The sequence below is a fragment of the Paenibacillus sp. OV219 genome (assembly GCF_900110075.1).
Classification (GTDB): Bacteria; Bacillota; Bacilli; order Paenibacillales; family Paenibacillaceae; genus Paenibacillus_Z.
This window is the reverse complement of sequence record NZ_FOCJ01000004.1, coordinates 48,833-61,744: the sequence shown is the minus strand read 5'-3', so window position 1 is coordinate 61,744 and position 12,912 is coordinate 48,833. Positions and strand designations below refer to the sequence as shown.

Genomic DNA, 12,912 nt, shown 5'->3' with positions numbered 1-12,912 from the left:
ATTTTTTTACAGAAGGTACTTGAGTACCGCTGATAAAATAAGTATGATGAGATTAAGCGCTTAATCTGCAACTCCAAATTGTGATTGGCGCTATTATTTTAGGATTAGGTAAAGCGCTTAACCTAATAAAATAATAGGAGGAACAGAGCATTCATGAGTACGATTCGATTAACGATGGCGCAGGCACTTTTAAAGTTTCTAGATCAGCAGTACATATCGGTGGACGGTGAAGAAATTAAGTTTGTGAAAGGTGTCATGGGCATCTTCGGACATGGCAATGTGACTGGACTCGGCGAAGCGCTGGAAAATGCAGCAGGCGAGCTGGTCTATGTACAAGGCAAGAACGAGCAGGGGATGGTTCATGCCGCAGCTGCTTTTGCCAAGCAGAAGAATCGCAAGCAGATCTATGCATGTACCTCTTCGATTGGTCCCGGTGCGCTGAACATGATTACAGCAGCAGCTACTGCGACTGTGAATCGAATTCCGGTACTGCTGCTGCCAGGAGACAACTTCGCAAGTAGACAGCCGGATCCGGTGCTCCAGCAGCTCGAAGTTGTAAGCGATTACACGATCTCGGCGAATGAGCCGTTCAAGGCGATCAGCAAATACTGGGATCGAATCGTAAGACCGGAGCAGCTCATAACGGCGGCGGCTCAAGCGATGCGGGTCCTTACTGATCCGGCTGAGACGGGAGCCGTTACACTTGCACTCCCTCAAGATGTACAGGCGGAAGCCTATGACTATCCGCTCTCCTTCTTCGAGCGCAAAGTTCATTATATCGACCGCCGTCCTCCGGCTCCGGAGGCAATCAAACGCGCGGCAGCGCTAATGGCGCAGAAGAAGAAGCCCCTAATCGTTGCAGGCGGTGGCGTGCTATATGCCGAAGCGACGCGCGAGTTGGCGGCTTTTGCAGAAGCCTATCACATCCCAGTGTCTGAGACGCAAGCAGGCAAAAGCGTACTGCCATGGAATCATCAGCTGAATGTCGGCGGAGTCGGGGTAACAGGAACACTCGCAGCCAACAAGCTGGCGCAGGAAGCAGATCTCATTATCGGTATTGGTACGAGATACTCGGACTTCACAACAGCTTCCAAATCAGCCTTCACGAATCCAGATGTCCAGTTCATTAATATAAACGTTAGTAGCTTTGACTCCTCCAAGCTGAACGGCGTCGCAATTACCGCCGATGCGAAGGAAGGGCTTCTCGCACTTCATACCGCACTTGAAGACTCAAACTACGCAAGCAGCTACAGCGAAGAAGCGATTGCCGCGCTGAAACGAGAGTGGGATGGCGAGGTCGACCGCTTGTTCGCGGTTGAACACGAGCTCGGACTCGCTCAAACCCGCGCTCTCGGTGTCATTCAAGAAACCATTGACCCGAGCTCGGTAATCGTATGCGCAGCAGGCAGCATGCCAGGCGATTTGCACCGGGTATGGAGACCGGTTGAGCCGAAGACATATCACATGGAATACGGCTTCTCCTGTATGGGATACGAGATCGCAGGCGCGTTCGGCGTCGCACTCGCAGAGCCTGATCGAGAGGTATATGCGCTTGTCGGCGACGGCGGCTATCTGATGCTGCATTCGGAGCTTGTTACAAGCTTGCAGGAAGGTCGCAAAATTACGGTATTGCTGCTCGACAATCACGGCTTCCAATGTATTCACGGCTTGCAGAAGAGCCAAGGCAGCGCAGGCTTCGGCAACGAGTTCCGCTACCGTTCCGAAGAGACGGGCCGACTTACAGGGGAGTATATGCAGATTGATTTTGCCGCACATGCTAGGGCACTTGGAGCTAAATCTTACAAAGCTAATAATGTAGAGGAATTGAGAGAAGCGCTCCAGCAAGCCAAGCAGGAGAAAATATCGACGCTGATTGAGATTCCAGTCGTGCCAGGCACAGGTACTGGCGGCTACGAGTCCTGGTGGAACGTCGGCGTACCAGAAGTCTCGGCTAGCGACAATGTTACTAAAGCAGGTCAAGCAATGAACGAGAAGATACGGTCCATTACCCTTTTGTAGACGAGGAGGCATTCACAATGAAAAACATACCATTTCGACTCGGCATTCATCCCATTAACTGGGTGGGCGAGGATGTGAAAGAGCACGGCGACGCAACGAAGTTCGAGCAAATCGTGGACGAAATCCAGAAGCTTGGGCTTACCGGCACGGAGATGGGACGCAAATTCCCAACAGATCAGCAAGTATTGAAGCAAGAGCTTGCAAGTCGCGGCATCAGCCTGACGTCACAGTGGAAGTCCGTGCTATTCTCTGATCCGGCTTATCATGAGACGGAGCTTGAAGCTTACAGAGCACATGCCAAGTTCCTTAAGGAAATGGGAAGCACTGTAATCAGCACCTGTGAGGCAGGAGGCTCGCTGCACTTCGATCCGCGGCAATCGCCAAGCGAAGTACAGCGTCTGAATGAGGAGCAGTGGGAAGCGCTGGCGAAAGGGCTGAATGCTGCAGGCGCAATTGCGCAGGAATACGGGCTGAAGCTTACGTATCATCATCATGGCGGAACGGTCGTCGAGCGGCCAGAGGAGATCGACAAGCTGATGGAGCTGACCGATCCAAGCCTTGTGTATCTGTTGTTCGATACAGGCCATGCCTACTACGGCGGCGCGAACCCGCTGTCCGTTCTACAGAAGCACTACGACCGTATTGCCTACGTGCACTTGAAGGATATTCGCCCCGAGGTGCTGGCAGAGGCTCGCGCTGAGAAAGCCGACTTCATCACTTGTATCCGCAAAGGCGTGTTTACGGTTCCAGGCGATGGCTGCATTGATTTTGCTCCGATTATCAATGAGCTGGTAGGACGTAATTATGAAGGCTGGGCGCTGCTTGAAGGCGAGCAGGATCCAGGGCTTCACCCCGCCTATGAATATGCAGCAAAAGCGCTCCGTTATCTCGATTCCCTCGTTGCAGAGGAAGGAGAGCAGTAAACGATGGCGACATATGTAACCTTTTCGCAGGAGAAATCGGTTGACTTTACCGCAATCGGACGGCTCTGCATCGACCTTAATGCCAATGAGATCAATCGTCCGATGGAAGAGACGATGACGTTCACGAAATACGTAGGCGGATCGCCTGCCAATATTACGATTGGCATGTCGCGGCTTTCTCGCAAGACGGCCTTTATCGGCAAAATCGCGAATGATCAGATGGGGCGCTTCATTCATAGCTATTTGGAACGCTGCGACATTGAAACGTCGAATGTTGTTACAGATCACAGCGGTGCGGTAACGGGGCTTGCTTTTACCGAAATCAAGAGTCCGTCGGACTGCAGCATTCTGATGTATCGTGACAACGCCGCTGACCTGCTGCTTACAGCTAGCGAGGTGAGCGAAGAACTTATTGCAAGGTCGAAGATGCTTCTTATCTCAGGCACGGCGCTTGCGAAGAGCCCTTCGAGAGAAGCTGTTTTTCAGGCTTTGGAGTACGCGAAGAAGCATGGCACTGTGATCGCCTTTGATCTGGATTACCGCCCTTATACATGGACTTCTAAAGAAGAAACAGCTGTTTATTATAACTTGGCCGCAGCGCAATGCGATATTATTCTCGGCACAAGAGAAGAGTTCGACATGATGGAAGTATTCGAACAGAATCCGGAGCACAGCGACCAGGTGACCGCTGCAAAATGGTTCCATCATGCTGCCAAGATCGTCATTATCAAGCATGGCAAGGACGGTTCCATTGCTTATACAGCGGACAACAAGAGCCATCGCGCGAAGAGCTTCCCGGCAAAAGTAATCAAGACGTTCGGCGCTGGCGATTCCTATGCGGCAGGCTTCCTGCACGGCATTATGCACGGTTGGACACTCGAGCAATGTATGGAGTTTGGCAGTGCGGCGGCATGTATCGTCATTTCGAGCCACAGCTGCTCGGATGCGATGCCTTCGGAAAACCAAGTCCTGCAATATATCGAAGACTGCAACAATGGACTCATTAAGGCGAATTAATTCAATAAGGAAAGGGGCTATGAAGCATGACACAATCACATTCAGAACCACAAGTGCTGCAAAATTGGATCGGCGGGCAATGGATCGCTTCCGCTGCTACGAGCTACGAGAACGTCTTTAATCCTGCAACCGAGGAGGTGCTGGCGCAGGTTCCGCTCTCCACACGAGAGGATGTAGACGCTGCCGTTCGTTCTGCGAAGGAAGCGGCGGCAGGCTGGAGCCGCACACCGGTTCCGCGCCGCGCACGCGTATTGTTCAAATACCAGCAGCTGCTGATCGACAATTGGGAGTCGCTCGCTCGCCTCGTTACGCTTGAGAATGGCAAGAGCTACACCGAAGCTTACGGTGAAGTGCTGCGCGGCATTGAATGCGTCGAGTTCGCTGCAGGAGCGCCAACGCTCATGATGGGCAAGCAGCTGCCGGATATCGCCTCGAATCTAGAGTCGGGCATGTACCGCTATCCGGTTGGTGTCGTAGCAGGCATTACGCCGTTCAATTTCCCGATGATGGTGCCTTGCTGGATGTTCCCGCTCGCCATAGCTTGTGGTAACGCTTTTGTACTGAAGCCATCCGAGCGTACACCGCTCCTCGCTAATCGTCTGGCAGAGCTGTTCCACGAGGCCGGACTGCCAAGCGGCGTGCTCAATATCGTGCATGGTGCGCATGATGTCGTGAACGGAATATTGGAGCATCCAGGTATCGGCGCTGTGTCCTTCGTCGGTTCGCAGCCGGTAGCTGAATACGTGTACAAAACCGCATCTGCAAATGGCAAGCGCGTTCAAGCGCTGGCAGGAGCGAAGAATCATTCCATCGTCATGCCAGACGCGGACCTGGATCTGACCGTGAAAGAAATCATAAGCGCTGCCTTCGGCTCAGCTGGAGAGCGCTGCATGGCTTGCTCCGTCGTTGTCGCTGTCGGCGAAGTCGGCGATGCTCTTGTGAACAGACTGGTCGAAGCGGCTGACCGCCTTACGATCGGCAACGGCATGGAGGAAGGCATATTCCTTGGACCTGTTATTCGCGGACCGCATAAGGAACGGACGCTCAAGTACATCGAGATCGGTGAGAACGAAGGGGCGCTGCTCGTTCGTGACGGACGCAAAGACGCTGCTTGCGCAGGCGAGGGTTATTTTGTAGGACCGACAATCTTCGACGAAGTGCAAGGCGGCATGAAAATTTGGGAGGACGAAATCTTCGCTCCCGTGTTATCCATCGTTCGTGCGGCAACGCTTGAGGAAGCGATTGAGCTGTCTAACCGTTCGGACTTCGCTAACGGCGCATGCTTGTTTACGCAGAACGGTTCGAATGTACGTCAATTCAGAGAGACGATCGACGCGGGTATGCTTGGCGTTAATCTTGGCGTTCCGGCTCCAATGGCGTTCTTCCCGTTCTCGGGCTGGAAGAAGTCGTTCTACGGCGATCTGCATGCCAATGGCAGCGACGGCGTAGAGTTCTACACTCGTAAAAAAATGGTGACGGCACGCTGGTAGAGAGACACATAGAGGAGGCATTTTACACATGCAAAAGGTTAGAGTTGGCATTATCGGTGCGGGCCGAATCGGCAAAATCCATGTGGATAATCTGCTCCGCCTGCCGCAGGTCGAGGTGGCGGCGGTAAGTGATCTGTTCGCTGGACCGGAGCTCGAAGCATGGGCGGCTGCGCGTGGAATCGCTTCTGTAACGAAGGATAGCAGCGCGATTATTGCAAACCCGGATATTGATGCAATCTTCATCTGCTCTTCCACCGATACGCATGTACCGCTTATTCAGCAAGCGGCGGCGGCAGGTAAGCATATTTTCTGCGAGAAGCCTGTCAGTATGGACATCAAGCAGACAATGGAAGCGACACAAGCAGTTGAAGAAGCGGGAGTTAAGCTGCAAATCGGGTTTAACCGCCGATTCGACCACAACTTCAAGCGGATTGCCGAGCATGTTCAAGGTGGGACGATTGGCTCCACGCATATTGTGAAGATCACTTCACGCGATCCGAATCCGCCGCATAAAGACTATATCCGCGTGTCCGGCGGCATGTTCATGGACATGATGATTCACGATTTCGATATGGCTCGCTTCGTTTCGGGCAGCGAAATTACTGAGGTCTATGCACAAGGCGCCGTGCTAATTGATCCGGCATTCTCCGAATACGGCGATGTCGATACGGCAGTCGTTTCGCTGAAATTCGCGAACGGCGCGATTGGCGTCATTGATAACAGCCGCCAAGCCGTGTACGGCTACGATCAGCGGGTAGAGGTGTTCGGCTCCAAAGGCTCGGTTTCGGTGACGAACGATTACCCGAATACCGCAGAGATTAGCACGGCTGAAGCGGTGTATCGCGATAAGCCGCTTCACTTCTTCCTGGAACGCTACCAAGCTGCTTATGAAGAAGAGACGCGTATGTTTATCGACTGCATCGTATATGACAAGCCAGTTCCGGTCAGCGGTAATGACGCACTCGGGGCGGAGCGGGCAGCGCTTGCGGCGAAGCTGTCGCTTCAGCTTCAGCGGCCAGTTAAAACGGATGAAGCGGTTCAGCTTGCAGAACAGCATTTGCATTTCGCATAATGGAGTAAGGGAGCAAAGGCGAATATGTCGAAACTAATCGTTAAACCGGCGGAGCTGCCGGATGAGCACGGACGCTTGCTCGCTATAACGCCAGAGTCGGCGGGATGGCAGTATGTAGGCTTTGAGGTTGTTCGCCTTGAGGCTGGGCAATCGCTTCGGCGCACTACAGGAGACCAAGAAGCATGCATTGTGCTGTTAAGCGGCAAAGCGGATGTGAAGACGAAAGCGAAGGAATGGCGCGACATCGGCAGCCGAATGAGCGTATTCGAGCGCACGCCGCCTTATTCGGTGTACGTTCCGAATGAGGATGAGTTCGAGCTCGTAGCGTTAACCGTGCTTGAAGCTGCGATTTGCACAGCGCCGGGCAGCGGGAGTTATGAAGCACGGCTCATTGGGCCGGAGGACGTAGGCCGCGAAACGCGCGGATACGGCAATATTGAGCGGCAAATTCATAATATTTTGCCTGAACAGCAGTCAGCCGATAGCCTTCTTGTCGTAGAGGTGTTCACACCTAATGGGCATTGGTCGAGCTATCCGCCGCATAAGCATGATCGCAATGCGCTGCCGGATGAATCGTTGCTGGAAGAAACGTATTATTTCAAGATCGAACAAGAAAATGGCTTTGCCATTCAGCGTGTATACACCGATGACAGGTCGCTCGATGAGACGCTCGTCGTGAAGGACGGTCAAGCGGTCCTCGTTCCCGAGGGCTTTCATCCGGTGTGCGCACCGCCAGGATATGATTGTTATTATTTGAATGTAATGGCCGGTCCGGTTCGTACATGGAAGTTCCATAACGACCCGGATCATGCATGGATCATGGTCAATCCGAGCTTGAAGTAAAGCTCTGTGAGAGACACGGCCAAGAAAGGAATGGATGATGAAAGCGACGATATACGACGTAGCGCGTGTTGCCGGTGTTTCCATAGCAGCAGTATCACAAGTGATCAACGGCAAAGGTAAAATAAGTGAGGAGCGTCGCGCCGCCATTATCAGCGTAATGGAGGAGCTGAGCTACAAGCCGAGCGTTATCGCCGCCGCATTAACCGGCAAAAAGACATATACACTCGGACTGCTCGTTCCGGACATTTCCAATCCTTTCTTCGCCGAGATTGCTCGTGCCGTGGAGGATCAGGGCAACATTCACGGCTATAGCATCGTGATCTGCAGTACGGATAACCGTGATGAACGCGGTGAGAATTACTTGTCGCTGCTTGCGCAGAAGCACGTGGACGGCATCATTATTGGAACGGGTATGGGCGGCAAAGAAATGCTTGAGAAGCTGCTCGCCAAATCAGTGCCGATTGCCGCAATTGCCCGTGAGATGCCCGGGCTTGATGTCGATACGGTTGTCATCGACGATTACGAAGGCGGACGGCTGGCGGCCAGGCATCTCACCCAGCTTGGGCACACGCGCATGGCGGTTCTCTCGGAGAGCGCGAAGATCCCGAGCTCGCAGGAGCGGATTCGCGGCTTCCGCGATGAACTGGCAGAAGCGGGACTAGAGCTGCCCCAGGCGTCAGTGAAGGCGAGTGAACGCGATTTGGTGAAGGACGGCAAACGCAATGCATTCGCGCTGCTGGAAGCCGAGGAAGGGCCAACCGCCTTGTTCTGCTGCAATGACTTGCTCGCCATCGGTGCGCTGCAAGCGGCAAAGGAGCTAGGTCTTCGCGTACCAGCTGAAGTTTCAATCATCGGCTTTGACAATACGATACTTGCTACGGTAACCGATCCTGCGCTGACGACAATTGCTCAGCCAACCGACAAGCTTGGTCAGCTTGCTGTCGATCTAATCATCGGCAAGCGTGAGCCTGATCAGCCGGTTACATCGAAGCGGATCGTGCTGGAGCCAGAGCTTATCGTCAGGCAATCAACAGGACGGCCGATCTAACTTACGTTAGACGGCCGAATCCTTTTCCCGCGAAAAGAGGCGATATGATGTGCAGAACATTGATAGCAGCCCATACAGGCTGCGGCGTTCATCCTGATAATACAATGGCTTCCTTTTATGAAGCGATAGCAGTCGGCGCTCATATCGCCGAGGTGGACGTGCATGCCTCTATGGACGGTACCGCAATTCTGCTTCACGATGACTCGCCATACTTGCGGGAATACAGCTATGAGCAGCTGAAGGAACCGGAAATGAGAGTACTGCTAGACCCGATCTATGCGGACTTTGAGCTGGCTACGCTTGAGCAGGTGCTTCGTGCATCGGATAGTGAACGTCTACTACTCAACCTGGACATCAAGTCAGAAGAGGCGATCGAGCCTACAGTAAGGCTCGTGCGCGAACGGGAAGCACAAAGCCGGGTATTTATTACAGGACACGATTTGCTCGCAGAGCATTTTCCGACTATAAAAGTGATGCTGAATACGCCCACCAACCTGACTGAGGCAGAATCAGAGCAGTATGATGAATTCGCTGAGCGAATATGCCAGCAAGCGCTTCAAGGTGGCTACGTAGGATTAAACATGCATTTCTCGACGTGCAGACGGCAGGTTGTAGACCTCGCTCATGCATCTGGACTGCTCGTATGGGTGTATACGGTGAATGAGCTTGAAGCGATGGAAGCGCTGATTCGTATGGATGTGGACGCGATTACAACCCGGAGACCAGAGCGGCTTCATAATCTTTGTAAAGATATTCTTGAGCTCTAGTTATGGAAGAGTTGCTATGGAGGGATCGTGCGATGAAATTCGAAGTTAGCCGCAGCGCGGCGGTTCAGACTATTATTGTGCCATGCTTCTCGCAAAGCTTCCCGGAGCTGGCGCAAACGATCGAGGTGCTGCGGCATGCAACGCTTCAACCCTACATGGGGGAAAGAGGAGCGGTGACGTGGTTTTACAGTACGAATGGTCAGCCAGATCTGATGCTTGTCGGGCTTGGTGGTGCAGAGCAATTCCAACTAGCGAGCTTGCGGGACGGAGCTGGGAATGCCGGACGCGCCTTGCTTAAGGACAAGCGGATGACGGCTCTTGTATCGTTTGAAGCGCTGCAATGTCCGCCTTTCGCTGCAATGCCTGCCTTGCTGCCTGATATGCTTGCAGCTTGGGTCGAAGGCTCGCGTCTGGGTACATATACATTCGATCTTTATAAGTCCGTGAAATCGGAACGGTTAGATCTCGACATCTATTTCGATTGCGAGAGCTCGGAAGAGCTCGAGGATGCGATTAGTCTCGGACAGATTCGCGCGGAAAGCACGATGTGGGCACGCGACTTGACGAACGAACCTCCCAACTATTTACGACCTCGCGACTTGGCGGAAAGAACGGTTCAGCGCTTTGCCGGCACAGCCGTTCAAGTATCGATATACGAAGGCGAGGAGCTTAGGAAGAGAGGCTTCACTGGCGTTGCGGCGGTCGGCAAAGGAAGCATTCATCCGCCGGTATTCATGGAGCTTCGGTATTGCTCCGATGCGTCGAAGCCGCTTGTTGCGCTAATTGGCAAAGGCATCACTTTTGATACGGGCGGCATCAGCTTGAAGCGCGATAACGATATTAGCGACATGCGCATGGATATGGCTGGCGCTGCTGGCGTGCTCGGAGCACTTGATGTGCTCGTACGCAGCTCCGCTGCAGCGAATGTCGTTGTGCTCGTCCCGTCAGCAGAGAATAATCCATCTGACCGCTCGATGCTTCCAGGCGAAGTGATCCGTTATGCGAATGGCGTTACGATCCAGGTTGGCAATACCGACTCGGAGGGCAGGCTTATATTGGCGGACGCTCTAGTCTATGCGCATAGTCTAGGGGCAAAGAAAGTCGTCGATATGGCGACACTCACGTATTCGGTCGTCGGCGCTCTTGGAACAAGCGTTGCGGGAATCTTCGGTCATGATTCGTTTGTGAAGGCACTTACGGCTGCAGGCGAGCCATTTGGTGAAAAAGTGTGGCAGCTGCCGCTGGTCGATGAGTATGAGCGATATCTCTCGAGCGATTATGCGGATGCATCCAACATCAGCAGCGGCAATGGCGGTGGAGCGATCATGGCGGCGCTGTTTCTGCGCAAATTCGTCCATCCGTCGCTGGAATGGGCGCATATCGATATGAACGGACCGAAGGATTGTTCTTCGGCCAAGGGTCAGCTTACCGCCGGAGCTACCGGCTGGGGTGTCCGGCTATTAGCCGAGTATTTGATGACGCACTAAGCTAATATAGAGCTTAACAAGAAGTCCCCACGGGAACAATCCCGTGGGGACTTCTTGTTAAAGCAAGCAGCTAGGCAGAGCCCGGAGCCCTCACGGCATACAGCTTGCCGTCGTCAGATACGATATAAATCGGCTGCCAATCAACAGGCCGCACCGGATCGATAACAGGCGTATGAAGGATCGTGCCGCCTGTCTTGTATTTCCAGAGCACAGTTCCATCCGTATAAAGAACATACAGGTAGTTGTCATTCGAACCAAAGTAGACCTTGCCCATCGCGTCAAGTGTCGCTGAAGTCGTAACGGTTCCGTGCGTTTGATAGGACCATTTGACCGCGCCGTTCGGATTTAGCGCATAAAAGCGGTCTGAGGCAGCTGCATAGATCGTATGATCGGCTCCAATGGCCGGCGTATTGGTGAACATCCCGTTTCCGGTAAACAACACGGCCGCCGCCCCGGTTGAAGGGTTTACTTTATAGAGATGATGATCGTTTGAAACGGCATAGAGCGTCCCGTTCGGATCGAATGCCAGGCTCGCATAGCCGCCCCCTAGAATTGTCTTCCACTTTAGATGTGGAATCGGCGTAAGCCTTGTTATGATTTTTGCCGGAAGATGTCCAATTGACGGAACGGTGATGGTAACTGTGGTTTGCGGTGACACGGCATACAGCGTACCATGATTCCCGCCGAGATAGATCGTGCCGTCCGTTCCGATTGCGCCTCCTACTGTAGAACTCGTCTGATCGAGGTCCAAATGCCCTTTGATTTTCCCCGAAGGCGTGACTGCCTGCAGCGTTGATCGCTCTCCCAGATTCGTAACGACGTAAATCGTGCCGTCTCTGCCAAGCAAAGGCGGTGTCGAGTAAGGGAGCGAGATGCTCCACTTCAGGCTGCGGGCAGGCGTATAGGCGTACAGCTTATAGTCGTCGGTCACATACACCGTACCATCATCAGGTCTAACCGTAATGGACGTAATATATGAAAAACCGCTTTGCGTCCATTTGACCGTACCATCCGGGTTATAGGCGACAAGGAAGCCTAGAACGACATGCATATAGACGGTACCGTCCGGTCCAATGGCAGGTGCTGTCTCATTCCCTTGGCCAACTTGTTTGGACCAAAGCTGCTCACCGAATGGAATGAGGCGAATCGGTTTAACAGGGATGCCAGGTTTAAGCTTAATAGGCGTGAATGCATCTGCTGTCATTGGCATCCAAATAAGCGCGCAGATGCAGAGCGACCAAACGAGCAGCCACCTTCTACGTTTCGGAATCACATAGCTCCTCCTTTCATAACTTGCCTGTGCTCCATATATATTGGAAGATGCTGCAAAATAGTGCATAAAGAAACACCTTCAAGAAGAAGTCCCCCTTGTCATAAGCGGGATGCGACTCTTGAAGGTGTTCGTGTAGTGGATAGTTGAGCCGATATCATCAGGGGGCTGTAGGCCAGGACCCGGAATGGGCACATTCGTCACGTAGCTGTCTTTCAGAATATTGAGGAAGACATCCTTGCCGTAGTCAACGCCGTAGCCGTAGATCATCGCGGATTGGCTTCCCTGTAAATCGACGTCGACCTCCTTCACTTCGCCCTTGTAGAGCGAGATCTCCTCGGAGATCTGCTGTTTGTCACCGTTATACACTTTCATCTTCATATCGACTTCAGGGACAACCACAAGGTGAAGCGTGTTATACTTCGCACCGAAATCGAAGGACAAATAATAATCTTCCGTATGAGCTACCGCGAAAGAGTACGCGCCATTGTACTGCTTGCCATCAAACACAAGCTGCGCTTTGTTGATAACATCGTAATATTTTATGGTAAAGTCTTTGACCATCTTAATATGTTTGTCATAAAAGGTGACCTGCTTATTGGAAGCTGTCGTGCCCGATTCGCCGAGGCTGACCGTCTTCGTTGCCGCATCATACTTCAGCGGTACGCCGAGCGCGTCTGCAGTCGAGCGAAGCGGAAGATAGGTGGTGCCATTGTACGTAATCGGGAGCTGCTTCTTGCCATTCGCATCGGTAGGCTGCCAGTCTTTGCCGTCTTTCTTGAAGTGAAGCGTCCCGTCGAGCACAGCCTTAATCGTCGTTGACGTCGTGGCTGCAAACGCTCCCGTAGTCATTGAGAGCAGCGCTGTGGCGGATAGCAAGGCAATCATGCTTTTTTTCTTCATTACTATAAACCTCCCAAATAAATTTTATATGTTCCCCAATAAATGCAGCAAAATTAGGCCAACAGGCTCACTT

At 52.8% G+C, this 12,912-nt stretch carries 11 protein-coding genes; 9 read left to right on the top strand and 2 right to left on the bottom strand.

The annotated features are described in order from the left end of the window. Nucleotides 1-153: 153 nt before the first annotated feature. Genes iolD through BMY11_RS12070 form a run of 9 tightly spaced genes read left to right on the top strand, consistent with a single transcriptional unit; the run spans nucleotide 154 to nucleotide 10,666 of the window. Complete coding sequence (gene iolD / locus BMY11_RS12110; protein WP_090575879.1) at nucleotides 154-2,019, top strand: 3D-(3,5/4)-trihydroxycyclohexane-1,2-dione acylhydrolase (decyclizing); 1,866 nt, start codon at nucleotides 154-156, stop codon at nucleotides 2,017-2,019. Between the two features lie 17 nt (nucleotides 2,020-2,036). Further along, on the top strand, nucleotides 2,037-2,942 hold the full coding sequence (iolE, locus tag BMY11_RS12105; protein ID WP_090575877.1) for a myo-inosose-2 dehydratase: 906 nt from the start codon (nucleotides 2,037-2,039) through the stop codon (nucleotides 2,940-2,942). A gap of 3 nt (nucleotides 2,943-2,945) precedes the next feature. Beyond that, a complete protein-coding gene (gene iolC / locus BMY11_RS12100) occupies nucleotides 2,946-3,959 on the top strand; it encodes a 5-dehydro-2-deoxygluconokinase (protein WP_090575874.1) in 1,014 nt (337 codons plus the stop codon). A gap of 26 nt (nucleotides 3,960-3,985) precedes the next feature. Further along, on the top strand, nucleotides 3,986-5,449 hold the full coding sequence (locus BMY11_RS12095) for a CoA-acylating methylmalonate-semialdehyde dehydrogenase (RefSeq protein ID WP_090575871.1): 1,464 nt from the start codon (nucleotides 3,986-3,988) through the stop codon (nucleotides 5,447-5,449). A gap of 28 nt (nucleotides 5,450-5,477) precedes the next feature. Then, nucleotides 5,478-6,521, top strand: coding sequence for an inositol 2-dehydrogenase (gene iolG, locus BMY11_RS12090; protein WP_090575868.1), 1,044 nt, complete (start codon nucleotides 5,478-5,480; stop codon nucleotides 6,519-6,521). Between the two features lie 24 nt (nucleotides 6,522-6,545). Further along, nucleotides 6,546-7,364: a 5-deoxy-glucuronate isomerase gene (gene iolB, locus BMY11_RS12085; RefSeq protein ID WP_090575865.1), complete on the top strand. Its 819-nt coding sequence runs from the start codon at nucleotides 6,546-6,548 to the stop codon at nucleotides 7,362-7,364. A 37-nt stretch (nucleotides 7,365-7,401) separates the two neighbouring features. Further along, a complete protein-coding gene (locus BMY11_RS12080) occupies nucleotides 7,402-8,412 on the top strand; it encodes a LacI family DNA-binding transcriptional regulator (protein ID WP_090576710.1) in 1,011 nt (336 codons plus the stop codon). A gap of 44 nt (nucleotides 8,413-8,456) precedes the next feature. Then, a complete protein-coding gene (locus tag BMY11_RS12075) occupies nucleotides 8,457-9,179 on the top strand; it encodes a glycerophosphodiester phosphodiesterase (RefSeq protein WP_090575863.1) in 723 nt (240 codons plus the stop codon). Nucleotides 9,180-9,211: 32 nt separating this feature from the next. Then, nucleotides 9,212-10,666, top strand: coding sequence for a leucyl aminopeptidase family protein (locus BMY11_RS12070; protein WP_090575861.1), 1,455 nt, complete (start codon nucleotides 9,212-9,214; stop codon nucleotides 10,664-10,666). Nucleotides 10,667-10,736: 70 nt separating this feature from the next. On the opposite strand, the gene BMY11_RS12065 is transcribed toward BMY11_RS12070, so the two are convergent. Both BMY11_RS12065 and BMY11_RS12060 read right to left on the bottom strand, forming a co-directional pair. Beyond that, complete coding sequence (locus BMY11_RS12065; protein WP_177182607.1) at nucleotides 10,737-11,939, bottom strand: outer membrane protein assembly factor BamB family protein; 1,203 nt, start codon at nucleotides 11,937-11,939, stop codon at nucleotides 10,737-10,739. Between the two features lie 78 nt (nucleotides 11,940-12,017). Continuing rightward, on the bottom strand, nucleotides 12,018-12,839 hold the full coding sequence (locus BMY11_RS12060; protein WP_090575856.1) for a stalk domain-containing protein: 822 nt from the start codon (nucleotides 12,837-12,839) through the stop codon (nucleotides 12,018-12,020). Nucleotides 12,840-12,912 lie beyond the last annotated feature (73 nt).

What these genes read in the sequence shown, in the direction of transcription:
- iolD (WP_090575879.1), top strand. Translation starts at nt 154, where the DNA reads ATGAGTACGATTCGATTAACGATGGCGCAGGCACTTTTAAAGTTTCTA.
- iolE (WP_090575877.1), top strand. Translation starts at nt 2,037, where the DNA reads ATGAAAAACATACCATTTCGACTCGGCATTCATCCCATTAACTGGGTG.
- iolC (WP_090575874.1), top strand. Translation starts at nt 2,946, where the DNA reads ATGGCGACATATGTAACCTTTTCGCAGGAGAAATCGGTTGACTTTACC.
- BMY11_RS12095 (WP_090575871.1), top strand. Translation starts at nt 3,986, where the DNA reads ATGACACAATCACATTCAGAACCACAAGTGCTGCAAAATTGGATCGGC.
- iolG (WP_090575868.1), top strand. Translation starts at nt 5,478, where the DNA reads ATGCAAAAGGTTAGAGTTGGCATTATCGGTGCGGGCCGAATCGGCAAA.
- iolB (WP_090575865.1), top strand. Translation starts at nt 6,546, where the DNA reads ATGTCGAAACTAATCGTTAAACCGGCGGAGCTGCCGGATGAGCACGGA.
- BMY11_RS12080 (WP_090576710.1), top strand. Translation starts at nt 7,402, where the DNA reads ATGAAAGCGACGATATACGACGTAGCGCGTGTTGCCGGTGTTTCCATA.
- BMY11_RS12075 (WP_090575863.1), top strand. Translation starts at nt 8,457, where the DNA reads ATGATGTGCAGAACATTGATAGCAGCCCATACAGGCTGCGGCGTTCAT.
- BMY11_RS12070 (WP_090575861.1), top strand. Translation starts at nt 9,212, where the DNA reads ATGAAATTCGAAGTTAGCCGCAGCGCGGCGGTTCAGACTATTATTGTG.
- BMY11_RS12060 (WP_090575856.1), bottom strand. Translation starts at nt 12,839, where the DNA reads ATGAAGAAAAAAAGCATGATTGCCTTGCTATCCGCCACAGCGCTGCTC.